20 protein-coding genes and 1 pseudogene are annotated in these 21,798 nt (G+C 70.3%); 18 read left to right on the top strand and 3 right to left on the bottom strand.

From position 1 onward, the window contains the following. Positions 1-522 precede the first annotated feature (522 nt). The 4 genes and pseudogenes from OG609_RS02835 (at position 523) to OG609_RS02820 (ending at position 4,336) form a co-directional block, all read left to right on the top strand. Positions 523-984 (top strand): hypothetical protein, encoded by a 462-nt coding sequence (locus tag OG609_RS02835; protein WP_327271281.1) that lies wholly within the window; start codon positions 523-525, stop codon positions 982-984. Between the two features lie 250 nt (positions 985-1,234). Then, complete coding sequence (locus OG609_RS02830) at positions 1,235-1,426, top strand: DUF6381 family protein (protein WP_327271280.1); 192 nt, start codon at positions 1,235-1,237, stop codon at positions 1,424-1,426. Positions 1,427-1,585: 159 nt separating this feature from the next. Beyond that, positions 1,586-2,553 (top strand): annotated as a pseudogene (locus tag OG609_RS02825) (MsnO8 family LLM class oxidoreductase). A gap of 163 nt (positions 2,554-2,716) precedes the next feature. After that, complete coding sequence (locus OG609_RS02820) at positions 2,717-4,336, top strand: APC family permease (protein WP_327271279.1); 1,620 nt, start codon at positions 2,717-2,719, stop codon at positions 4,334-4,336. Between the two features lie 35 nt (positions 4,337-4,371). On the opposite strand, the gene OG609_RS02815 is transcribed toward OG609_RS02820, so the two are convergent. Beyond that, positions 4,372-4,575: a hypothetical protein gene (locus OG609_RS02815; RefSeq protein ID WP_385654732.1), complete on the bottom strand. Its 204-nt coding sequence runs from the start codon at positions 4,573-4,575 to the stop codon at positions 4,372-4,374. A 211-nt stretch (positions 4,576-4,786) separates the two neighbouring features. Between OG609_RS02815 and OG609_RS02810 the strand changes: the two genes are divergently transcribed. Next, positions 4,787-5,296 carry a mycothiol transferase gene (locus OG609_RS02810; RefSeq protein WP_327271278.1) on the top strand — a complete coding sequence of 170 codons (510 nt, stop codon included), beginning with the start codon at positions 4,787-4,789 and terminating at the stop codon, positions 5,294-5,296. Positions 5,297-5,426: 130 nt separating this feature from the next. Here OG609_RS02810 and OG609_RS02805 read toward each other — a convergent pair whose 3' ends face one another. Both OG609_RS02805 and OG609_RS02800 read right to left on the bottom strand, forming a co-directional pair. Continuing rightward, positions 5,427-6,233 carry an SAM-dependent methyltransferase gene (locus tag OG609_RS02805; RefSeq protein WP_327271277.1) on the bottom strand — a complete coding sequence of 269 codons (807 nt, stop codon included), beginning with the start codon at positions 6,231-6,233 and terminating at the stop codon, positions 5,427-5,429. Positions 6,234-6,815: 582 nt separating this feature from the next. Continuing rightward, complete coding sequence (locus tag OG609_RS02800) at positions 6,816-7,382, bottom strand: DUF4291 domain-containing protein (protein ID WP_327271276.1); 567 nt, start codon at positions 7,380-7,382, stop codon at positions 6,816-6,818. A gap of 212 nt (positions 7,383-7,594) precedes the next feature. On the opposite strand from OG609_RS02800, the gene OG609_RS02795 reads away from it, so the two are divergent. From OG609_RS02795 to OG609_RS02735, 13 genes are all read left to right on the top strand, one after another. Further along, positions 7,595-9,205, top strand: a complete 1,611-nt coding sequence (locus OG609_RS02795; RefSeq protein ID WP_327271275.1) for an ABC transporter substrate-binding protein — start codon at positions 7,595-7,597, stop codon at positions 9,203-9,205. Beyond that, a complete protein-coding gene (locus OG609_RS02790; protein WP_327271274.1) occupies positions 9,205-10,191 on the top strand; it encodes an ABC transporter permease in 987 nt (328 codons plus the stop codon). The genes OG609_RS02795 and OG609_RS02790 overlap by 1 nt, the downstream gene beginning before the upstream one ends. Positions 10,192-10,193: 2 nt before the next feature. Next, a complete protein-coding gene (locus tag OG609_RS02785; RefSeq protein ID WP_327271273.1) occupies positions 10,194-12,110 on the top strand; it encodes a dipeptide/oligopeptide/nickel ABC transporter permease/ATP-binding protein in 1,917 nt (638 codons plus the stop codon). Continuing rightward, the gene (locus tag OG609_RS02780) at positions 12,107-12,898 is read left to right on the top strand and encodes an ABC transporter ATP-binding protein (protein ID WP_327271272.1); all 792 of its coding nucleotides are present in this window, start codon (positions 12,107-12,109) and stop codon (positions 12,896-12,898) included. Before OG609_RS02785 ends, OG609_RS02780 begins: the two co-directional genes overlap by 4 nt. Continuing rightward, entirely contained in the window at positions 12,895-14,844 is a 1,950-nt protein-coding gene (locus tag OG609_RS02775; protein ID WP_327271271.1) for a S9 family peptidase, read from the top strand. Before OG609_RS02780 ends, OG609_RS02775 begins: the two co-directional genes overlap by 4 nt. 41 nt (positions 14,845-14,885) lie before the next feature. Continuing rightward, complete coding sequence (locus OG609_RS02770; protein ID WP_327271270.1) at positions 14,886-16,256, top strand: serine hydrolase domain-containing protein; 1,371 nt, start codon at positions 14,886-14,888, stop codon at positions 16,254-16,256. Between the two features lies 1 nt (position 16,257). Continuing rightward, positions 16,258-17,403, top strand: a complete 1,146-nt coding sequence (locus OG609_RS02765; RefSeq protein WP_327271269.1) for a M20 family metallopeptidase — start codon at positions 16,258-16,260, stop codon at positions 17,401-17,403. Then, the gene (locus OG609_RS02760) at positions 17,400-18,257 is read left to right on the top strand and encodes a GNAT family N-acetyltransferase (RefSeq protein ID WP_327271268.1); all 858 of its coding nucleotides are present in this window, start codon (positions 17,400-17,402) and stop codon (positions 18,255-18,257) included. Before OG609_RS02765 ends, OG609_RS02760 begins: the two co-directional genes overlap by 4 nt. Continuing rightward, positions 18,254-19,360 carry an o-succinylbenzoate synthase gene (menC, locus tag OG609_RS02755; protein ID WP_327271267.1) on the top strand — a complete coding sequence of 369 codons (1,107 nt, stop codon included), beginning with the start codon at positions 18,254-18,256 and terminating at the stop codon, positions 19,358-19,360. Before OG609_RS02760 ends, menC begins: the two co-directional genes overlap by 4 nt. Beyond that, entirely contained in the window at positions 19,357-20,271 is a 915-nt protein-coding gene (locus OG609_RS02750; protein WP_327271266.1) for a serine hydrolase, read from the top strand. The genes menC and OG609_RS02750 overlap by 4 nt, the downstream gene beginning before the upstream one ends. Positions 20,272-20,273: 2 nt before the next feature. Continuing rightward, positions 20,274-20,525: a hypothetical protein gene (locus tag OG609_RS02745; protein WP_327271265.1), complete on the top strand. Its 252-nt coding sequence runs from the start codon at positions 20,274-20,276 to the stop codon at positions 20,523-20,525. Further along, on the top strand, positions 20,522-21,166 hold the full coding sequence (locus OG609_RS02740) for a PucR family transcriptional regulator (RefSeq protein ID WP_327271264.1): 645 nt from the start codon (positions 20,522-20,524) through the stop codon (positions 21,164-21,166). Before OG609_RS02745 ends, OG609_RS02740 begins: the two co-directional genes overlap by 4 nt. Before the next feature lie 146 nt (positions 21,167-21,312). After that, entirely contained in the window at positions 21,313-21,759 is a 447-nt protein-coding gene (locus tag OG609_RS02735; protein ID WP_327271263.1) for a nitroreductase family deazaflavin-dependent oxidoreductase, read from the top strand. Positions 21,760-21,798 lie beyond the last annotated feature (39 nt).

Genomic DNA, 21,798 nt, shown 5'->3' with positions numbered 1-21,798 from the left:
CTTGCGCACGGATTTCCTTCCCGCGTACGTACATGGACCGGCTGTGCACCGTGGCCGGGCTCCGCACCCGAGGCTGGGGCCGCTACCACGGACTCGGCCACCTCCACAGCAAGCCGCCTACCAGGCGGATCAGTTGAGAGGATTCAACGAGCCCCACCTCGCGGCCGGGTGCGGCCGGCGCGTTACCGTGACGTACGGCAAGCCGGTCGGCGCCGAGGCCGGCGTCGACTATTCGGGCATCCTTCCCATCGTCACCGATCCGTCGTCCGGAAGCTGCTTGAGTACCTCCTCGCAGACGACGAGCCAGGGGCAGCAGGTCACGGTGACGGGTAACGCGTCGGCAGCGGCTGTGAGCCCGATCGCACAGTTGAATCGGGACCGTACCCGGCCCGATCCCACCTCCCGCCTGATCCCACGGACGCCGTAACGCACAGAGCGCGGTCGGGACTCCATGTGGAGCGCCCCCGGCACCTTCTGGCTAAGCTCGACGAGGGGCCGAGTGCCAGATCGACGGAGGCTCCCATGATGACCACACTCGAACTACGCGATGTGCCCCCTCGCCTTGCCACCGGTGCTTTCATCCTGAACTCGGGCCTGGGCAAGCTGAAAGCAGACGAAGAGATGGCCCAGGGCGTGCACGGCATGGCCTGTACTGCCTACCCGTTCCTCAAGAAGATTGAGGCCAGGCGATTCACCCGGCTGCTCGCTCTGTCGGAGATGACCGTCGGCGGAACCCTGCTCTGCCCCTTCGTGCCGACCCGACTGGCCGGACTGGTGCTGACAGGATTCTCCAGCGGCCTGTTGGGCCTGTATCTGCGGGTCCCCGGGATGCGGGAGCCCGGCAGCCTGCGGCCCACCCAGAACGGCATCCCGCTGGCCAAGGACTCCTGGATGCTGGGGATCGGACTCGGCCTCCTGAGCGCAGATGCCCATTGGGCAGGCACCGGCGCATCCCGGTGTCCCTGGCGCCGGTCCGGAGGCTGACGGGTCGGCCGGGCCCGGGTGGGCGGCTATGGAGGAGCGAGAGCACGGTGGAGGCCCACGTCAGCCGCATCCTGCCTACTCTGGAGGTGGGAAACCGCGTCCGAGCGGTGTCGCCGCCCGGGACGCCGGGCCGGCGGATGACCCTCTGCCGCGTTGGGCGTAACAGTGGGTAACTGCCTGGAGTGCGCTGCCCCCGGCAAAGCCTGATCCGTGGTGGGCCCGCTCCGCCCCGCAGATCCAAGGAGTGATCATGAGCGAATCAGAAGAATATCGCGGTCGCGTGAGGCAGATGCGCGCCAAGGCGAAGGATCTCAAGGACGCAGCCGAGCGCACCACCGACCCCAAGGAACGCCAACGCCTGAAGGACAAGGCCCGCAGGATCGAAGCGGAGAGCGATCAGATCAGCGGCATGGCGAGCGGGGACATCTACCCCATGGAGTAGTCGCCGCCGGGTGCGGCCGAGTGACACGGCCGCTCCACCCCGACGCCGTGGACGCACAGCCGTCGCGCAGCCCCTGAGCGCCACTGCTCAGGGGCTGCGCACGTCGACTCCGTGGCAGGCCGGGGGAATCCTGGCGCGGTCCGGACGTTGAACAAGGGTGTGAGCTCCGTGATCGCATCCACCCGGTTTTCCGTGCTCGACCGTTCCCGTACCCGTGAGGGGTACGACGGCCCCGCGGCGCTGCGCGACACCGTGCGCCTCGCCCAGGAGGCCGAGGCGCTGGGCTATCACCGGTTCTGGGTGTCCGAGCATCACAGCGTGCCGGGCGTCGCCGGTTCGGCGCCGACCGTGCTGGCCGCGGCCATCGCAGCGGCGACAGCCACCATTCGGGTCGGTACGGGCGGCGTGATGCTCCCCAATCATCAACCGCTCGTGGTGGCCGAACAGTTCGGGGTGCTGGAGTCACTGTTCCCCGGCCGGATCGATATGGGGCTCGGCCGTTCGGTGGGCTTCACCGACGGCATCCGCAGCGCACTCGGCCGGGACAAGTCGCACGCGCAGGACTTCGCGCGGCAGCTCACCGAGCTGCTCGGCTGGCTGGACGGCACGCAGCGAGCCCACCCGCAGGTTCATGCCCGACCCGCCGAGGGCCTGCGCGTACCCCCGTTCGTACTGGCCACCGGCGAGGGCGCCGGTATCGCTGCGGCGGCAGGGCTGCCGCTGGTCGTCGGAGATCTCCGCGGCCGGGAGAAGCTGCTACGGGCCGTCGAGCGCTAGTCGTCGTGTCGGGCACGATCGCGCTCGCCGGAAGCGCGGACGAGGCCCGGCGCCTCCTGATACCGGAGGCGTGGTCAATGGCGTACTCCCGGACCCATGGCGTGTTCCCGCCGCTCGCCCCCGCCGAGCGGGTCGAGGCACTGACCATGACGGAGAAGGAGCGCGGCTTCTACGAGAGCGGACTGCGCGGACACGTCCAGGGCACGGAGGACCAAGTGGTCACGGCGCTCGAAACGGCCATCAAGGAGACCCGGGCGGACGAGGTGCTGGTCACCACCAGTACCTACGACCGTGCGGCTCTGATGGACTCCTTGCGCCGGCTGGCGCGTATCGCGGAGCTGACCACCTGACGGCCCTGACTACCGGCAGGCGCGTGCGCGGCACCCTGTCCGACCGCTGACAGAGCTTTCACCCGTATCGACGTCTCGAGCGGCAATCCTTCGGCGGTTCCTGCCGTCACGCGTGGCACGCTGGGCTCTCGTATGTCCCCGACCGTCCGAGGAGACGTGCCACGTGCCGCAGAACGAGCCGACGGAGTCGCTCGCCGCCCCTGCGGTGCTGGTCGAGGAGCGCCGGCTCCGCAAGGATCTCGGATTCTGGGGCCTGACCGCGATCGGGTTCTCCAACATCCTGGGATCCGGGTGGCTGTTCGCGGCCATGTACGCCGCCCGGACCGCCGGGCCGGCCGCCCTGCTCTCCTGGATCGCGGCCGGTGCGCTCTGCGGCTTGGTCGCTCTGGTCATGGTGGAACTCGGGGCCACCCGTCCGGAGGGCGGAGGCACCGTGCGCTGGCCGCTGTACGCGAGCGGGCGGCTGGTCGGTACGGTGATCGGCTGGTCCGTCCTGCTCTCGGTCGGCGGTACGGCGGCGGAGATCAGCGCCATCATGCAGTACGCCGCGCACTATCTGCCGGGCTTGTACGACGGCGGCAGCCTCAGCGCCACGGGCCTCGGTGTGGCTGTCGCGCTGAGCGTCGTGCTGACCGCGCTCAACTGGTTCGCCGTGCGGATGTTCGCCCGGCTGAACAACCTGGTGTCGGTGTTCAAGGTCGTCGTCCCCGTCGTCACGGTCACTGCGCTGTTCCTCTCGGGCACCCATTCCGGACGCCTCACCGACCACGGCGGCTTCGCACCGTACGGCTACGCGGCATGCCTGACCGCTCTCGCCGGTGGCGGCATCGTCTACTCCGTCAACGGCTTCCAGGCCCCGCTCGACTTCTCGGGAGAGGCCCGCAATCCACGCCGTAACGTGCCGGCCGCGGTGCTCACCGGCATCGGTCTTGCCGTTCTGGTCTACCTGGGGCTCCAACTGGCCTTCCTTTTCACGGTGCCCGAGTCCCTGCTGGGCAACGGCTGGCAGGGAGTCGACTTCGAGTCGCCGTTCGGGCAGCTCGCCCTGGTGCTCAATCTGCACTGGCTGGCCACCCTGCTCTACGCCGACGCTGTGATCTCTCCCGGCGGTTCGGCCTACGTGGGGGTGGCGATCGATGCCCGGCACACGTACGCGCTCGCCAAGAACGGCCTGCTGCCCCGCTTCTTCATGCGGATCGATCCCCGGTCCGGCATGGCACACCGGGCGCTGGCGCTCAACCTTGCCGTCATCATCGTCTTCATGCTGCCGTTCGGCGGCTGGCAGGACATCGTGAGCGTGATGGGCGACATGTATCTGCTCATCTACGCGGCATCGGCGGTCGCCGTCGCGGCGTTCCGGGCACATGAGCGGGAGAGCGAAGTGCCACGGACTGAGGGCGAGGTGCCGGGGGTGCGTTGGATCGCGCCGGTCAGTTTCATCGTGGCCGGCGAGTTCGTCTTCTGGTCGGGGTGGCACAACCTGCGGCTCGCACTGCCGCTCGTCCTGCTCGGCGTCCCGCTGTTCCTGCTGCAGCAGCGTGGTACCGAGGGGCCCTCGCCGCGCGCCGAGTTGCTCCACGGCGCCTGGCTGGTCTTTCATCTGGCCGCGCTGACGCTGCTGTCATGGCTCGGTACCTTCGGCGGTTCCGGCCGCCTGCCGGCACCGTACGACTCCGTGGCGGTCGCGGCCGTGTCCCTCGGTGTCTTCGTGTGGGCGGTGCACTCGGGCGCCGACCACCTCAGAACGGCTCCGGCCGCAGCGCCCGCGGCCCCGCCGGTCTGAACCGGCATCCGGCTTTCCGGGCAGCACTCCTGCGCCTATCGGTTCAGAAGGGCAGTGGCGATGGCGACCTGGGCCATGCCATGTGCCGCGGGGCCGTCCGGCCGCAGTGCCCAACGGTCCAGGAACTCCGCGGCCAGTCCCGGCAGCGCGGCGATCCAGGCACGGCCGGACGCGCCGCCGTTCCGGCCGTACGACGCGGCGAACGCGTCGGGGACGTCGATGGGGTTCGACGTGGTCATGTCGGTTCTTCTCCCTCGTCGGAATCGGGTTCGTCCAGGTGCGAAGGAGGCCACGGGGGTACCCGGATTCCGGACATGCGTCAATTCATGTCTCCACCCTACGCGGAATGCTGAATTGCCCCTGTGCGTCAGGGGTGGTGACCGGCGGCCGAGTCGGGTGCGGCGCGTGTCGGTGGCAGGGGAGGAGCGCGAGAACGGAGATGGTGATGGCATGAACAGTGCTGACCTTTTGACGGACGCGTTCACTCGCGTCCAGGAGACGGTGCACTCGGTGGTCGAGGGCCTTTCACGCGCCGACCTCCACGCTCGCCTCGACGACGGAGCGAACACGATCGCGTGGCTCGTGTGGCACCTCACCCGGATCCAGGACGACCACATCTCGGATGCGGCAGGTATCGAGCAGGTCTGGTTCACCCGGGACTGGGCCTCCCGCTTCGATCTGCCCTTCGCGAAGGATGCCACCGGGTACGGACACAGCACCGCGGACGTCGCGGCTGTGCAGGTGGGCTCGCCCGAACTGCTGCTCGGCTACTACGACGACGTCCATGAACAGACTCTCGGCTTCGTCAGTGGGCTCGACGGCCGGGCTCTGAACCGCATCGTCGACGAGGCATGGTCGCCGCCGGTCACCCTCGGGGTCCGTCTGATCAGCGTCATCGCGGACGACCTGCAGCACGCGGGCCAGGCGGCCTTCGTGCGAGGCTCGCTCGAGCGCCGGTAGAACTCGACGCGAGCGGGGGCGTGTTCTGCCGTCGGACGGCGTCGGCGCATTCCAATCCGTGTTCTACCCCTGGTCCTCCGGAGCCGAGGTCGCGGACCGTGCGGCCTCGGCGCTGGAGGACCCCGGTGTCTCAGACCTTGAGTCCGACGCCGCTCACCGCATGACCCTGCAGGGCGTCTGCCGGGCTCTGGCCGGGATCGGGGCGCCAGGCCGCCGTCCGCACGACGCCCGGCTCCACCACGTCCAGGCCGTGGAAGAAGTCGGCGATCCGCTCAGGGCTGCGCAGATGGTAAGAGCTTGCCGAGTTCGCGTTGTAGGAGGCGACGGCCTGGTTCAGCGAGTCACTCGTGTTCGTGCCGTCGCTGAGGGCCAGATAGCTTCCTGAGGGGAGCGCGGCCAGCAGCCGGTCGACCAGCGCCCACGGGTCGTCCTCATCGGGGAGCTGCCCCATGATCCCCAGCATGGTCAGCCCGACAGGCCGGCTGAAGTCCAGCGTCTCGGCGGCCTCGGCGAGAATCGCGTCGGCGTCCCTGACGTCGGCGTCGATGTATGCGCACGCGCCTTCGGGAGTGCTGGTGAGCAGGGCGCGGGCATGGGTCAGGACGAGCGGGTCGTTGTCGACGTACACAATCCGGGAATCCGGGGCCACCCGCTGGGCCACCTCGTGCGTGTTGTCGGCCGTCGGCAGGCCCGTGCCTATGTCGAGGAATTGACGGATGCCCGCCTCTGCGGTCAGGAAGCTCACAGCGCGGGCGAGGAAGGCACGCTGGAGGCGGGCGATGGCGGCGAAGTCCGGGAAAGCCTTGAGGATCATGTCGCCCATTTGGTGGTCGACGGAGTAGTTGTCCTTGCCGCCCAGGAGGTAGTTCCACACACGTGCCGAATGCGGCCGGTCCGTCTGAAGCCTGTCGGCCGGTGACTGCGAAGATGTACTCATGGCCAGATCCTCACATATGCCAACCGCGCTTGCCTGAGGTGTTGATCACCGGCGACGATCCGGATGGGGATGCACCTCCTGCCGGAGGTGCATCTGCGGGGAGCGCAGTCACGGACCGTCGGTCAACAGGAACCCGCTGTGGCGCATTTGGCGATCCCGGGCCCGCAGCGCTGCCTGCGCCCACTGTTTCCGCGCCGCCTCCGGAAGACACTGCGGCTGCCCTTGCGTTCGATGGAACGGACGGGCTGGACCCCGATGGCGCCGCACTGGACCGGGCGAGCAGGCGGGGCGACATCGAGTGGGTTCTGGGAAGAGCCGAAGAAGCCGTGTGAGAAGGAGAGTTCGGGCTTGCTGTCATGGTGAGCAACGTGTTCCAGGTTTTCGTCACCGACGATGGACTGCGTTCGTCGCTCGCAGCGATTCGGCTCGCCCTGTCCGACGGCGGACGATGTGTGTTCGGCATCCGCAACTCGCAGGCGCGGGCATGGGAGCAAAGGCTTCGACACCCACTGGTTCCAGAGCTATGCCGACTGAGCAGCTCAGCGGCCGGGCGCATGAGCCGAGGCCGGTACGGGGCGGCGCTCACGCGTCGATGAGGACATTCCTCGCGATGGCCGGTGACACAGGGTAGATCCGCTCGGGCGGAAGCAGCCGCTGGGCCTGCGCTGCCCGGCCGCTCTGCTTGAGTGCCGCGATCTTGCGGGCCTGTGGAGTGACGTCGGTCAGGTCGACGACCCAGTCCTCCGCGAACGTGTGGATCAGCCCGCGTCCGACCCCGACCTGGATGCTGTAGTGATTGAGCGCGGCTCCCCGCAGCGAGCGTTCGGGATCCCACTGGACGTGTACGGGGGCCCGGGCGACGGCCGCCGGGTCGGCCGTCGTCAGCACGGCCCGGGAGAGGGCCTCCTCCCATCCGGCACGGGTGATCCGTACCGCGAGGATGCGTTCCTGTCCCGACTTCTGTGCCCAGTTACTACGGTGCATGAGCCACAGGAACGACGGTTTGATCCAGGTCATCCGGTTGAACGAGAACGGTGGCACGAACCCTTTCGCCCGTAGGGACGGATCAGCGACTGCCGGTGAGTACGCCTGGTAGACCACGATCGTTTGTGCGTCGTAGTGGGCTCGTATCTGGTGCTGGGGGGCCACGCGCCACAGGCTGCCAGGGACCCGATTCCCGCGCGACCGGATTTCTCCCCGCGCGACCGGACTGTTCACGCCCTCGCACTCTCGCGTTCGTCTTCGTCGTGGCGCACCGTCGGCACGGCAGTTTTTCGTGCTTCGCGACCACTCGGGGCCGGTGTGCGGCTGCCTAATGTTCCCTCACTCGGCGGCGGCGTGCCGCTCCCTCGGAGGTGACCATGGCCAGCACCGCAGGCACGGAGACGAGTAGCAGAACCACGCGCAGGACCCGGTCGGCGGCCGCGGTGGCCACGGTGCTCGGCCTGGTCGCCACCGCGGCCGCCTGCGATGGCGGCTCGTCCGCCGACGGCGGTGACGGGTCGACGGTGGTGCTCGCCGTCGCCGCCGACCCGGGCACACTCAGCCCCACCACGGCGCTGGCCAGCACGGCAATTTCGATGAACTCCTTCGCGTACGACACGCTCGTGCATTTCGCAGCCGACGGTTCGCTGATTCCAGGGGTGGCCGAGAAATGGTCCGCCACGCCCACCACCGCGCAGTTCACCATCCGCTCCGGAGTGACCTGCGAGGACGGCTCGCCGCTCACGGCGGACGATGTGGCCGCCGAGTACAACCACATCGCCGATCCGAAGAACCAGTCTCCGCTGCTCGGGCTGTCCGTCCCCGTCACCGCTGTCGCGAAGGCCGACAGGGCGAACCGGACCGTCACCGTGACCACGACGAAACCCGCGCCATTCATCGTGCAGATGGCCCGGCTGCTGCCGTTGCTCTGCAAGAAGAGCCTGGCGGCGCCCAACGCGCTGGCCAAGGCCACCGGCGCGAGCGGACCGTACCGGCTGACCGAAGCGGTTCCGGGCGACCACTACACGTATGTCAAGCGGGACGGATACGCCTGGGGGCCCCGCGGATCCACCGGCGCGGGCCTCCCCGGCAAGCTGGTGTTCAAGGTGGTCGCCAACGAGTCGACCGCAGCCAATCTCCTGATGGCCGGACAGATCAGCGGGGCGTTGATCAGCGGTGCCGACCAGGAACGGCTGGACGCGGCCGGGGTGAAGAACGAGAGCATCGAGGCGCTGTTCGGGCAGTTCCTGTTCAACCAGGCCGTCGGCCGTCCGGGCGCCGACCCGGCGGTGCGCAAGGCCTTGGTCTCCGTACTGGATCTGAAGCAGCTCGGAAACGTGGCCACCGGCGGCAAGGGCAAACCCGCCACCGCGATCGGCGAGACCACCCCCACCCCCTGTACCGGCGACACGGTGACCGGGAACCTCCCCGGCCATGACCCCGCGCAGGCCGCCGCCGCGCTCACCGCCGCCGGCTGGGCGAAGACCGGCGGCACCTGGACCAAGGGCGGCAAGCCCCTCACCGTCGGGCTCAGTTATCCGACCAATCAGGGCGCACAGGTCGCCTCGGCAGTCGAACTGGCCGTCCAGCAGTGGACGTCATTCGGCGTGAAGGCATCGGCGAAGCCCACGGGTTCCTCCAGCATCCTCAGTACCCTCAGCGGCGGCGACTGGGACGTCGCCTGGGCACCCATCGGAGTCACGCTCCCGGACCAGCTGACCCAGTTCTACGACGGGCCGCCACCGCCCAAGGGCAACAACTTCGGCTCCATCACCAACCCCGACTACCACCGCCTCGCCGCGCAGGCCTCGGCCAGGATCGGCGCCCCGGGATGTGCCCTGTGGGAAGCGGCCGATGCCGCCCTGGTCAAGGACGTCGACATCGTGCCCATCGTCAGCAGGCCGCTCCGGTACTACGGAAAGGGCATCACCTTCAAGGTGGATGGCGCCGGCATCATTCCCAGCACTCTGCGGCGGAGCGCCGGCTGATGGCGACGATCACCCTGAACTCCCTGGGTACGACGGTTCGCAGCCCCTGGGTCGGATTCGCCCTGCGCCGCACCTGGCGGCTGATGGTGTCGCTGGCCGCGCTGGTCACGGCAGCCTTCGCGATGATCCATCTGATCCCCGGCGACCCGGTGCGGACGGCCCTCGGCACCGCCGCCGACCCGGCGCTGATCGCCGCCCGCAGACACTCGCTCGGCCTGGACCAGCCGCTGCTGAAGCAGTACGGCGACTTCGTGGTCCATCTCTTCCAGGGCCGGCTCGGTGACTCGATCGGCGCACAGATGCCCGTCTCCGAGATCATCTCCAGCCGGCTCCCGGCGACCCTGCAGATCGCCGTCCCCGCGTTCGTACTGATCCTGCTGCTTGCCATCCCGGTCGGGATGACGGCGGCCGTGCTGACCAAGGACGGCCGCAGACGGCGCGGCGAGCTCGCCTTCACTGGTGTCACCGGCTTCCTGGGCGCGGTGCCCGAATTCCTGCTGGCGGTCGGGCTGATCGCGGCGTTCGCCGTGGCCTGGCCGGTCTTCCCGGTGGCGTCGCGGGGCGGCATGGAATCGTACGTACTGCCGGTGCTGGCCCTGAGCGTCGTCCCGGCGGCCACGCTGTCGCGCATCGTCAGGGTGGAGACCCTGCGGGTGCTCGGCGAGGACTACATGCGTACGGCGCGGGCGAAGCGACTTCCGGCCCGGCTGCGCTATCTGCGGCACGCGCTGCCCAATCTGCTGACCTCCTCGCTCACCCTGGGCGGCCTGCTGTTCAGTTCGCTGCTCGCCGGCACCGTACTGGTCGAGAACGTCTTCGCCTGGCCCGGCCTCGGCACGACGATCGTCCAGGCGATCACCGAGAAGGACTATCCGCTGGTCCAGGGCGTCGTGCTGGTCTACGGGGCTGCCGCACTGCTGATCACCTTCGCCGTCGACGTGGCCGTGGCCGTCGCCGACCCCCAGTCCACCGTCCGCGGGAGTTGACGATGTCTCATCAGGACCAAGACAGCTCGCTACGGCACCGGCTGGGGCGCACACTCAGGACGCCGGTCGGAATCACCGCTCTCACCGCCTGCCTGCTGGTGGCGCTGGTCGCCGTGTTCGGGCCCGTCCTGCTCGGCGATCAGGCCGCGCGGATCGACACGGACGCGATCAACCAGGGCAGCAGTGCCGCCCATCTCCTGGGCACCGACCAGCTCGGCCGCGACATCGCCGCCCGTGTGGTGGTGGCGACCCGGCTGACCCTGCGACTCACTCTGCTGGCAGCCGCGATCGGGGTCGGCGGCGGGCTGCTGCTCGGTGTGGCACCGGCGGTCGTGGGCCGACGCCTCGGTCGGCTGATCACCGCCACCGTGGGCGTACTGGTCGCCTTTCCCGGGCTGCTGTTCCTGCTCTTCCTCGCCACGATCTTCGGGGTGGGCAGCACCGGCGCGGTGTTCGCCGTGGGGCTGGCCATGGTCCCGCCCATGGCACGGCTGGTGCAGAACCTGACCGCGTCGATCGCGGGCTCGGACTATGTCGCTGCGGCACGGATCCTCGGCGTGGGCCGATTCAAGCTGGTGGTACGTCATCTGCTCCCCAACATCGCCGAGCCGTCGGTGTTGTTCGCCACCCAGGCGGCAGGGGGCATCCTGGTCGCCTTCTCCGGCCTCTCGTTCCTCGGACTGGGCGTACAGCCGCCGGAGTACGACTGGGGGCGGCTGCTCAATGAGCAGTTGAACCGGATCTATGTGAACCCGGCCGCGGCACTCGCGCCCGGCGCGGCCGTGGTCCTCACGGGGCTGATGTTCGGGCTGGTCGGTGAAGTACTCGCACAGGCCGGCGGCCGACGTGCGCCGCAGGCCCGGGAGGCGACGCCGCAGCAGCAGGTGAAGCCGCAGGACGAAGCAGCCCCTGACGGTGACGGCGGGGCATTGGTCCGGGCGCGGGATCTGCGGGTGACGTTCCCGGGCGGGCGCCAGGCCGTACGCGGGATCTCGTTGAGCATCGGCGTGGGAGAGGCCGTCGGCCTGGTCGGCGAATCGGGTTCCGGAAAGAGCCTGACCGCGCTGGCCCTGGCGGACCTCGTCCCGCATCCCGGACGGGTCTTCGCCGGCACCCTTCGCTTCGACGGGCACGATCTGCGGGCGGACCCGCGCCTGGGCACCGAACTGGCCATGGTCTTCCAGGACCCGATGGCCTCGCTCAATCCGGCCCTGCGCGTGGGGCGCCAGCTCGCCGAGGTGGCCGAGGTGCACCTCGGCGAGACCCGGGGACAGGCCACGGCACGCGCCGTCGACCGGCTCGGCGCCGTCCGTATCCCCTCGCCGGAGCGGCGCGCCCGGCAGCGGCCGCACGAGTACTCCGGCGGGATGCGACAGCGGGCCGTCATCGCGATGGGCCTGATGGGGGAGCCGAAACTGATCATCGCCGATGAGCCGACCACGGCGCTCGACGTGGCCGTCCAGCAACAGGTGCTCGACCTGCTCGCCGAGGTACGTGAGGACTCCGGTGCCGCGCTGCTCCTGATCTCGCACGACCTCGCCGTCGTCGCCCAGGTCTGCGAACGGGTCCTGGTGATGTACGGAGGCCTGATCGTCGAGGACCTCCCGGTTGCCCAGCTGGTCGGCGGCGCGGCCCATCCGTACACCCGGGCACTGGTGGGGGCGGTTCCGACGATGGCCACGGATCCCGGCACCGAGCTGGCGACGATCCCCGGCCGACCGCCGGAACCGGGGGAGACCGGCGCGGGATGCCCCTTCGCGCCGCGCTGCGAACGCGCCCGGGAACGCTGCCACGACGACGCCCCCGAGCTGGCCGGCTTCGGGCCGGGCCGACACGTCGCCTGCTGGTACCCGGTGGACGCGGTATCGGCAGGCGCCCCCGACCGGGCCACCTCACACGGAGCGGAGGCAACGTCATGAGCTCACTCGAACTGCGCGGGATCACCGTGCGCTACGGCCGCTTCACCGCGGTGGAGAACGTCGACCTGCTGGTGCCTGAGGGCACGGTCACCGGACTGGTGGGCGGATCGGGGTCGGGTAAATCGACTCTCGGGAAGGCCGTTGTCGGGCTGGCCCCGATGCAGTCCGGGCGCGTGTTGGTCGCCGGGAGGAGCGATGCCGGGCGCCGGCGCGGGCGCAGCCCGGTACAGCTGGTGTTCCAGAATCCGTACGCCTCGCTCGACCCGCGCATGACCATCGGCGCAACGGTCGCCGAAGCACTGCCCCGCGAAGCAGTCTCACGCGAAACACCCGCCCGCAAGGCACCAGCACGTGAACGCCGCGCCGCATGCGACGCGGAGGTGGCCCGCTACCTGGAGCTCGTCGGCATCGACCCCGCACGGGCTGTGCTCACCCCGGACGCGCTCTCGGGCGGCCAGCGCCAGCGGGTGGCCCTGGCAAGGGCCCTGGCAGCCAGGCCCGCCGTGCTGATCGCGGACGAGATCACCTCGGCCCTGGACGTGTCCGTACAGGGCGCGGTGCTCAATCTGCTCCGCCGGCTCCAGCGCGAACTGGGCTTCGCGATGCTCTTCATCTCCCACAACCTCGCGGTCGTCCGCTACTTGTCCGACCAGGTCGCCGTGATGGACGGCGGGCACCTCGTCGAGTGCGGCCCCACCGAACGGGTGCTGGAGCGACCGGAGCACCCGGCGACCCGGAACCTGATCTCCTGCGTACCCACCTTTGCCCTCGCCGAGGAGGCGTCATGACCCGGCCGCTGACGATCGACGACTTGTACAGGTTCGAGATCCCCGGCGATCCCGCACTGTCCCCCGACGGCGAACGCGTCGCCTACACGCTGACCACCCAGGACGCCGAGAACGACCGCGTGGTGCGTTCCATCTGGGAGGTACGCAGCGCAGGCGGCCCGTCCAGGCGGCTCACCCTCGGTCCCGCGGACACCGTGCCGCGCTGGTCCCCGGACGGGACGCAACTGGCGTTCCTGCGCGAGGGGCAGCTCCATCTGCTGCCCGTCGACGGAGGGGAGGCCGTAGCGCTCACCACGCCCGCCCGGTGCCCGGCGGGGGCGGGCACACCGGTCTGGAGCCCGGACGGATCACGGATCGCGTTCTCGGCCCCCGCGACCCGGCGCGACGACAGCGCACCCGTGGTCATCGACGCCCTCGGCTGGAAGGCGGACGGCGTCGGACTGATCGGGTCGGTCCGGACACAACTGTTCGTGGTCGGGGCGGAATCGGGCGAGGTCAGGCAGCTCACCGAGGCCGACCGGCACGCCGGCTCGCCCACCTGGTCGCCCGACGGCACACAGCTCGCCTACCCGGCGCAGAGCGGCCCGGACGCGGCTGTGCTCGGCACCTCGGCCGCTCATGTCGTAGGGGTCGGGGAAGAGGCGTCCGAGCCCCGCCGCGTCGGCCCGGCCGGCGGTCTCGTCGGCCCCGTGAGCTGGTTCCCCGACGGGTCCGCGCTGCTTGTCGTCGGCCGGAACACGTTCGGCGTCGGCCACCTGGAGTTGTTGCGCCAGCCCCTGGACGGATCGGCGCCGGTGTCCCTCAGCGCAGCCCTGGACCGCAACGTCATGGGCGGCGGCCCGGGCTACCCGGGTGCGCTGCCGCAGTTCCACGGTGACAACATCGTGTTCTGTGCCCGCGACCGGGGCGCCACACGCCTGTACCGGGTGGACGCGGCCGGGATCAGCGCCTCCCCGCTGCCCGCCGGAACCGGGGTCAGCGGCTGCTCGGTCGCGACGAAGGCCGGGCGAGCGGCGGTGGTGGTCTCCGACGCGGCGAGCTTCGCCGAGATCGCTCTGCTCGACCTGGACGCCTGGACGTCCGGGGAACCGGGCGAGCCCTCGGCCGGGCGACAGCCCGCGCGACTCACCGACCACATGGCCCGGTCACTGCCCGAGATCGCTCTCCACCCGGTCACCGAACGCGAGTTCACCATCTCGGACGGGACAGTGGTGCACGGCATGATCACCCGTGCCGCGCAGACCCCCGCGGGCGGGCCGCTGCTGGTCGACGTGCACGGCGGCCCGCACAACGCGTGGGCGCCGCACTCCGACCCGGTCCACCTCTACCACCAGGAGCTGGCCTCGCAGGGCTGGACGATCCTGACGCTGAACGTCCGCGGCAGCGACGGCTACGGCGAGGCGTTCTACACGGCCGCCGTGGGCGCCTGGGGCGAGACCGACGAGCAGGACATCCTGCAACCGGTCGCCACCCTCGTCGCCGAGGGGATCGTCGATCCGGAACGGATCGCGCTCACCGGCTACAGCTACGGCGGCTATCTGACCTGCTGGCTCTCCGCCCGCAGCGACCTCTTCGCCGCCGTCGTACCGGGCGGCATCCTGGTCGATCTGAAGAGCATGGCCGGCACCTCGGAAGAAGGACATCTGATTGCCGCCCACGAGATCGGCGACCCGGAACGGCTGACGGCGCTCTCGCCGATCAGCCATGCCGACGCGGTGCGTGCGCCCACCCTGATCCTGCACGGCGGTACGGACGACACCTGCCCCGTCGGCCAGGCCGAGCAGTGGTTCCACGCCCTGCGCAGCCGGGACGTGCCGGTCCGGCTGGTCGTGTACCCCGGCGGCTCGCACCTGTTCCTCCTGGACGGCCGGCCCTCGCACCGGGAGGACTACTCCCGCCGCCTGATCGACTGGGTCACCACGCACACCAACACCTCGATCCGCTGAATCCGTTGAATCCGCTGTACGAACCGGAATTGGAGACGAACATGACCGACACCACCGACCTGTCCGCCCGCTGGACCGCCCGCCTCACCGAACTGACTGCCCGTCACTCCGTCCCCGGCGCCAGTCTCGGCATCCTGCACCGTGGCGAACTGATCGCCGAGGCGGCCGTAGGCCTGGCCAACACCGACGCCGGCATCGAGACGACCAGCGACACCCTGTTCCAGATCGGCTCGATCTCCAAGGTGTGGACCACCACGGTGGCCATGGCCCTGGTCGACGAGGGCGTGCTCGAACTGGACGCGCCCATCGTCTCCGTACTCCCCGAACTGCGGCTCGCGAACGAGGAGTTGACCCGTGGCGTGACGCTCCGACATCTCCTGGACCACACCAGCGGCATCGACGGCGACCTCTTCACCGACACCGGCCGGGGCGACGACTGCCTGGAGAAGTTCGCCGCGCTGCTGGGCGAGGGCACTCTCAACCACCCGCTCGGTGCCACCATGTCGTACTGCAATGCGGGCTTCACCCTGCTCGGCAGGGTGCTGGAAGTCGTCACCGGCGTCCAGTGGGACGAGCTGATGCGGGAGCGCCTGTTCCGCCCGCTCGGCCTGACGCACACCGTGACCCTGCCCGAGGAGGCGCTGCGCTTCCGCGCCGCCATCGGACATCTGGGGGATCCGCCGGTGCAGGCCCCGCTGTGGGGGCTGATGCGTTCGGCCGGACCGGCCGGACTGATCTGCTCGACGCCGCGCGAGGTACTGCAGTTCGCCCGGCTGCACCTCGACAACGGCGTCACCGAGGACGGCACCAAGATCCTCTCGGCCGAGGGCGTCACAGCCATGCAGACCTTGCAGGTCGAACTCCCCGACCCGTACCTCCTGGCCCAGGCCTGGGGGCTGGGCTGGTTCCTCGACACCTGGGACGGGCAGCGGGTGTACGGACACGACGGCGGCACGATCGGGCAGAGCGCGTTCCTGCGGGTGCTGCCCGAGGCCGACCTGGCGATCTGCCTGCTCACCAATGGCGGCGACACCATGAGCCTCTACCGGGACGTGTTCTCGGAGATCGTCCAGGAGCTGGCCGGCGTGGCGATGCGCACCGGCATCCAGCCGGCGACGGAGCCGGTGGCGGTGGACCCCGCCGACTACGTCGGTGTGTACGAGCGACTCTCCAGCCGGGTCGAGATCGTGGAGCGGGACGGCGGCCTGGTGATGCTCAACCGGATCACCGGACCGCTGGCCGAACTGACCCCCGACACGGAGCAGGAGTACGAGCTGCACCCGGTCGAGCCGGGGCTGTTCGTGGTGAGGCGGCCGGGGATCAAGCTCTGGGTCCCCGTCGTGTTCTACACACTCGCCGACGGCACGCCCTACATTCACCACGGTGGGCGCGCCACCCCCAAGGCGGGCTGACGTGAGCGCAATCGCCACCGCCCTGGAGGCGGGGCTGCCGGGCCTGCTGGCCGACATCGAGGAGCTGGTCCGCACCGAGTCACCCAGTGGGGACCTGGCCGCCGTCGCCGACTGCGCCCGGGTCGTCGCAGGGCTCGGCACCCGGCTGACCGGCGCCGCGCCCGAGTGGCTCGACGGCTCGGGAAGGCCCGTTCTGCGCTGGCGCTTCGGCTCCGGCGACCGGGTGCTGCTGCTCGGCCACTTCGACACTGTGTGGCCGGTGGGCTCCTTGGCCGGCCACCCCTTCGAGGTGGCCGGGGGACGGCTGACCGGACCCGGCTGCTTCGACATGAAGGCCGGCGTGGTGCAGCTGTTCCACGCGCTGTCGGTGCTCGACGACCTGGACGGGGTGTCGGTCCTGCTCACGGGCGACGAGGAGATCGGCTCCCCGACCTCGCGCACCCTGATCGAGGCCGAGGCTCGCCGGACCCGGGCCGTACTCGTCCTGGAGGCGAGCGAGGGCGGCGCACTGAAAACCGCGCGCAAGGGTGTGTCCGGCTACGAACTGAACATCACCGGACGCGCGGCGCACGCCGGACTCGAACCCCAGCGCGGCGTCAATACGACCACCGAGCTGGCCCACCAGGTGCTCGCGTTGTCCGCACTCGCCGATCCGGCGACCGGCACCACGGTGACGCCGACCGTGGCCTCCTCCGGCACCACCCGCAACACGGTGCCCGATGCGGCCCGGCTGCTGGTCGACGTACGGGTGGAGACGGCCGCCGAACAGGTCCGGGTGGATCGCGCCATGCAGGGTCTCGCGCCGGTGCTCGCGGGCGCCTCGCTGGGGCTCGTCGGAGGCCCGGACCGGCCGCCGCTGCAGGCGAGCGCGTCGGCGGAGCTCTTCGAACTCGCCCGAACCTGCTACGCGGAGCTGGGCTTCGGCCCACTGCGCGGCGTCGCGGTCGGCGGCGGATCCGACGGCAACCTCACCGCCGGGGCGGGCACGCCCACGCTCGACGGGCTCGGGGCCGTGGGCGGCGGGGCGCACGCGGACGACGAGCATGTGGTCGTCGCCGAACTGCCCCGCCGCGCGGCACTGGTGGCCTCCCTGGTGGCCTCGCTCGTACGCGAGCCGCTGTCCGTACCCGGCCGGGTGACATCGTGAACGGTACGGAGTCGGCTGTCGCGGCGGCCGCCGCGGATCTGGCCGCGCACCGTGCCGGCGTGACCGTCACGGAGCTGCACGGACTGGACGAGATGCTGGCGGCCTGCCAGGTGCTGGACCGGGTCTGGCGGCCCGATCCCGGCAACCCGCTGATCACCCCGGAGCTGTTGCGGGTCTTCGCCCACTCCGGCAGTTATGTCGTCGGTGTCCACCAGGACGGCCGGATGGTCGGATTCTGCCTGGGCTTCCTGGCCACCGCCGGACTGCACTCGCACATCGCCGGGGTGGACGAGAGCGTTCGGGGCCGCAATGTCGGCTTCGCCGTCAAACTCCATCAGCGGGCCTGGGCCCTGGCCCGTGGCATCACCACGGTCACCTGGACCTTCGACCCGCTGATCAGCCGCAACGCCTACTTCAACCTGGCCAAACTGGGCGCGGCGCCGAGCGAGTACCTGGCCGACTTCTACGGCGCGATGCAGGACGAGGTCAATGCCGGGACCGAGACGGACCGGCTGATGGTCCGCTGGGAGCTGACCGGCGGACACGCCGTCGGCTCCGCCGCGGGCACACCTCACATCGTCACGGTCGACGACGCGGGTGCACACGCCGTGGTCGGTCTGGACGCCAAACCCGACGGCGGCCCCGCCGTCGGGCGCCGGGACGGCGACACCGTCCTCGTCCGGATCCCCTCGGAGATCGAGACACTGCGCCGCACCGACCCGCCCCTGGCCCGCGAATGGCGGTACGCGCTGCGGGAGGTACTCGGCGGCCTGATCGCCGAGGGGCACACCGTCACCGGATTCACCCGGGACGGCTGGTACGTGATCGACAAACGTCAGGAGAGGCAGGCATGAAGCTCGTCGGTGTGGAACTGCGCCGGATCGCGATGCCGCTGGTCGCACCCTTCCGAACCTCGTTCGCCACGATGACCACCCGGGAGATCCTGCTGGTCAGGGTCGAGACCGAACACCATGAGGGCTACGGCGAATGCGTCACCATGGCCGATCCGCTGTACTCCTCGGAGTACACCGCGGCCGCGGCGGACGTGCTGCGCAGCTGTCTCGTGCCCGCGCTCGCCGCCCTGCCGGCGCTCGACCCCTGGGCGGTCGCCCCGGCACTGGCCGCGTTCAAGGGGCACAGGATGGCCAAGGCCGCCCTGGAGACCGCGGTGCTGGACGCCTGGCTGCGCGCCCATGAACTGTCGATGGGGCAGTGGCTGGGGGCGACGGCCGAGCGGGTGCCGGCCGGGGTGTCGGTCGGCATCATGGACTCGGTCCCCGCACTGCTCGACGCCGTCGACGGCTATCTCGCCGAGGGCTATCTGCGGATCAAGCTGAAGATCGAACCCGGCTGGGACGTGGAACCGGTGCGCGCGGTCCGGGAGCGCTTCGGCGACGGCGTACTGCTCCAGGTGGACGCCAACACCGCGTACACCCTCGCCGACGCCGCACAGCTGGCCCGGCTCGATCCGTACGGGCTGCTGCTGATCGAACAGCCCCTGGACGAGGAGGACATCCGGGGCCACGCGGTACTGGCCGAGCGGGTGAGCACCCCCATCTGTCTGGACGAATCCATCGTCTCCGCCCGCTCGGCGGCCGACGCGATCGCCATGGGTGCCTGTTCGGTCGTCAACATCAAGCCGGGGCGGGTCGGCGGCTATCTGGAGGCACGGCGGATCCACGACGTGTGCGCCGCGCACAGTGTCCCGGTCTGGTGCGGCGGAATGCTGGAGACCGGCCTCGGCCGGGCCGCCAATGTCGCCCTCGCCGCCCTGCCGGGCTTCACCCTGCCCGGTGACACCTCCGCATCCGACCGGTACTACAGGACCGACATCACCGAACCGTTCGTGCTGAAGGACGGCCATCTCGACGTGCCCCGCGCACCGGGGCTCGGACTCTCCCCGATCCCCGAGCAGCTGGCCGAAGTGACCGAATCGACCGAATGGATCAGCCGATGACCGCAACTGTGTCAGGCACCGTCGAGACCAGGATCCGGACGGCGTTCGACGACGCCGGGGTCCAGGGGTACTTCTTCGCCCGGGAGATCGACGGCGACCGCACGATCGGCGTCGCGGCGGACGAACCGGTCTGCCTCGCCTCCGTGTTCAAGATCCCGATCGCCCTCGCCTACGCACGCGAGGCCGCCGCAGGACGGCTGGACAGGACCGAGCGCCACTCGGTGGACCCGCACTACCGCGACGGCGGCATCGGCACCTCCGGCTGCGCCGACCCGGTCGAGATGAGCCTGCGCGACCTGGTCCACATGATGCTGACGATGAGCGACAACGCCGCCACCGATGTGGTGCTGGCCCGCGTCGGTCTCGACACCGTCAACGGACTGCTCGCCGAACTGGGCCTGCGGCGGACCCACTTGATCGGTGGCTGTCTGGAGCTGACCGGCTCGCTCTTCGCCGACCTCGGCGTGACCACCGAGGTCGAGGCGCACGCGAGGATGGCGGCACTCGCCGCGCAGGGGCCCAAGAAGCTTCTGGAGCTGTCGGTGTGCGTCCCCGAACGAACCACCCGGGGAACGGCCCGCGACATCGCGGAACTGCTGGTCCGGATCTGGCGCGACGAGGCCGGCCCCGCCGAAGCCTGCGCCGAGGTACGGGCCGTGATGTCCCAGCAGATCTGGCCGCACCGGCTGTGGTCCGGCTTCGACGACAGTTACCGAGTCGCAGGCAAGACCGGGACGTTGCCGGGCTGGCGCAACGAGGCCGGGGTGATCGAGGACCGCGACGGCGGGCGCTGGGCGGTGGCGGTCTTCACCCGGTCCGACCGGCCGGACCTGCACAACTCCCGGGCGGACCGGGTGATCGGGCAGGTGGCAGCACTCGCCGTCGACGAACTCCGATCAATTAGCTTGTGAAGATGACGGAGCAGCCGCGGGCCGTGCTCGGCCGGATCCTCAACGATCTGGGTTCGACGTTGATCGAGGTGGTGGCCGGGCAGGCCGACCCGGCCCGCACCGTCAGCGGAGTGCTCATCCAGGACCCGCTGGACGACGCCGACTGCGCGCGGATCTGCTTGCCACGGTCCTGGAGGGCGGCACGCACGCGCCGCAGGCCGCCGTACGGCTGGGACTGTCCGCGCAGCCCGCCTGCGTACTGGCGCTCGCGGTGACCGGCGAGCCGTCGGCGCCCGACCGGGTGGCCGCGGGCCACCGCATCGCCGAGGCCCTCGCCCTGCACCTGGCCGCGGTCCATCCCCGTACGGCCGCGGCCTCACTCGGGGGCGTCACCTACGCGGTGCTGCCCACGAGTTCGGACGAGCACGCGCTACGGGTGGCCGAGGCGTTCCTGGGCCGTATAAACAACCGTGTCCCCGCCGTCATCGGCATCGGCCGGCTCGCCGCCCGCCCGGCCGAGCTGCGCCGCTCCCACGCCGACGCGGACCGGGCGCTGCGCGTTCTCGGCTCCGGCCGCTCGCAGCGCCGGGCCGCACGGCTGTCGGACGTCTACGCCGCCTCGCTGCTGGAGGAGCTGACGGACCGGATCGCCGCCGAGGACGATCTCCCCGACGGCCCGGTCATCCGGCTGCGCGCCCACGACGCCCAGCACAACACCGCCCTCACGGACACTCTGGAGGCCTGGCTGAGCACCTTCGGCGATGTGGCCGCCGCAGCTGACGCCGTACACATCCACCCCAAAACCTTCCGCTACCGGCTCAAACGGCTGGCCGTGGTGGCGGGCATCGATCTCAACGACCCGGAGGCCAGATTCGAAGCGATGCTGCAACTGCGGCTGAATCCGCCGCACCCCTGACGCCGGCCCGACTGCCGCCATGACACGCGGATCCGCCCGGCCCAGGGCGGGCGGAATGATGAAAGAGTTCTCGGAGCAGCGGGACGCACCTGTGCCCGCATGTCCGCGTGTCTGCGTAACCGAATGTCGACGATGGGACAGATGCCATGCCTCTCAAGGGTGAGTACGAGCCGAGCCCCGCGCAGTGGGTCCGCGATCAGGTCGAGCTGTTCGAGAGCTCCGGCGGGACGGAGGGGATCACGATGCGGGGCCTGCCGGTCATCATCCTGACCACCCGCGGGGCCAGGAGCGGCAAGATCCGCAAGACCCCGCTCATGCGGATCGAGCACAACGGCACGTACGCCGTGGTCGCCTCGCAGGGTGGCGCGCCCAAGCACCCCGTCTGGTACCACAACATCGTGGCCGACCCTCGCGTGGAGCTGCAGGACGGCCCGGTACGACAGGACATGAACGCCCGTGAGGCCACCGGCGAGGAGAAGGCGGTGTGGTGGCAGCGCGCGGTCGAGGCGTTCCCCGACTACGCCGACTACCAGCTCAAGACCGACCGGCAGATTCCGGTCTTCGTCCTGGAGCCGGCAGCCGAACAGCACTGACGAGCGCCCGGGGGAGGCGTGGGCCGCACGCCCGCCGCG

The sequence above is a fragment of the Streptomyces sp. NBC_01224 genome, from assembly GCF_036002945.1.
In the GTDB taxonomy this organism is placed as follows: Bacteria; Actinomycetota; Actinomycetes; order Streptomycetales; family Streptomycetaceae; genus Streptomyces.
Note: the sequence above shows the minus strand (reverse complement) of the source record. Positions and strands in the feature narration are given on the sequence as shown.

Bases quoted from the DNA above. Each gene is read 5' to 3' on its own strand.
- OG609_RS02810 (WP_327271278.1), top strand. From the start codon at position 4,787: ATGAACAGTGCTGACCTTTTGACGGACGCGTTCACTCGCGTCCAGGAG.
- OG609_RS02745 (WP_327271265.1), top strand. From the start codon at position 20,274: ATGACGGAGCAGCCGCGGGCCGTGCTCGGCCGGATCCTCAACGATCTG.
- OG609_RS02830 (WP_327271280.1), top strand. From the start codon at position 1,235: ATGAGCGAATCAGAAGAATATCGCGGTCGCGTGAGGCAGATGCGCGCC.
- OG609_RS02805 (WP_327271277.1), bottom strand. From the start codon at position 6,233: ATGAGTACATCTTCGCAGTCACCGGCCGACAGGCTTCAGACGGACCGG.
- OG609_RS02775 (WP_327271271.1), top strand. From the start codon at position 12,895: ATGACCCGGCCGCTGACGATCGACGACTTGTACAGGTTCGAGATCCCC.
- OG609_RS02770 (WP_327271270.1), top strand. From the start codon at position 14,886: ATGACCGACACCACCGACCTGTCCGCCCGCTGGACCGCCCGCCTCACC.
- menC (WP_327271267.1), top strand. From the start codon at position 18,254: ATGAAGCTCGTCGGTGTGGAACTGCGCCGGATCGCGATGCCGCTGGTC.
- OG609_RS02750 (WP_327271266.1), top strand. From the start codon at position 19,357: ATGACCGCAACTGTGTCAGGCACCGTCGAGACCAGGATCCGGACGGCG.
- OG609_RS02835 (WP_327271281.1), top strand. From the start codon at position 523: ATGATGACCACACTCGAACTACGCGATGTGCCCCCTCGCCTTGCCACC.
- OG609_RS02785 (WP_327271273.1), top strand. From the start codon at position 10,194: ATGTCTCATCAGGACCAAGACAGCTCGCTACGGCACCGGCTGGGGCGC.
- OG609_RS02790 (WP_327271274.1), top strand. From the start codon at position 9,205: ATGGCGACGATCACCCTGAACTCCCTGGGTACGACGGTTCGCAGCCCC.
- OG609_RS02780 (WP_327271272.1), top strand. From the start codon at position 12,107: ATGAGCTCACTCGAACTGCGCGGGATCACCGTGCGCTACGGCCGCTTC.
- OG609_RS02735 (WP_327271263.1), top strand. From the start codon at position 21,313: ATGCCTCTCAAGGGTGAGTACGAGCCGAGCCCCGCGCAGTGGGTCCGC.
- OG609_RS02795 (WP_327271275.1), top strand. From the start codon at position 7,595: ATGGCCAGCACCGCAGGCACGGAGACGAGTAGCAGAACCACGCGCAGG.
- OG609_RS02815 (WP_385654732.1), bottom strand. From the start codon at position 4,575: ATGACCACGTCGAACCCCATCGACGTCCCCGACGCGTTCGCCGCGTCG.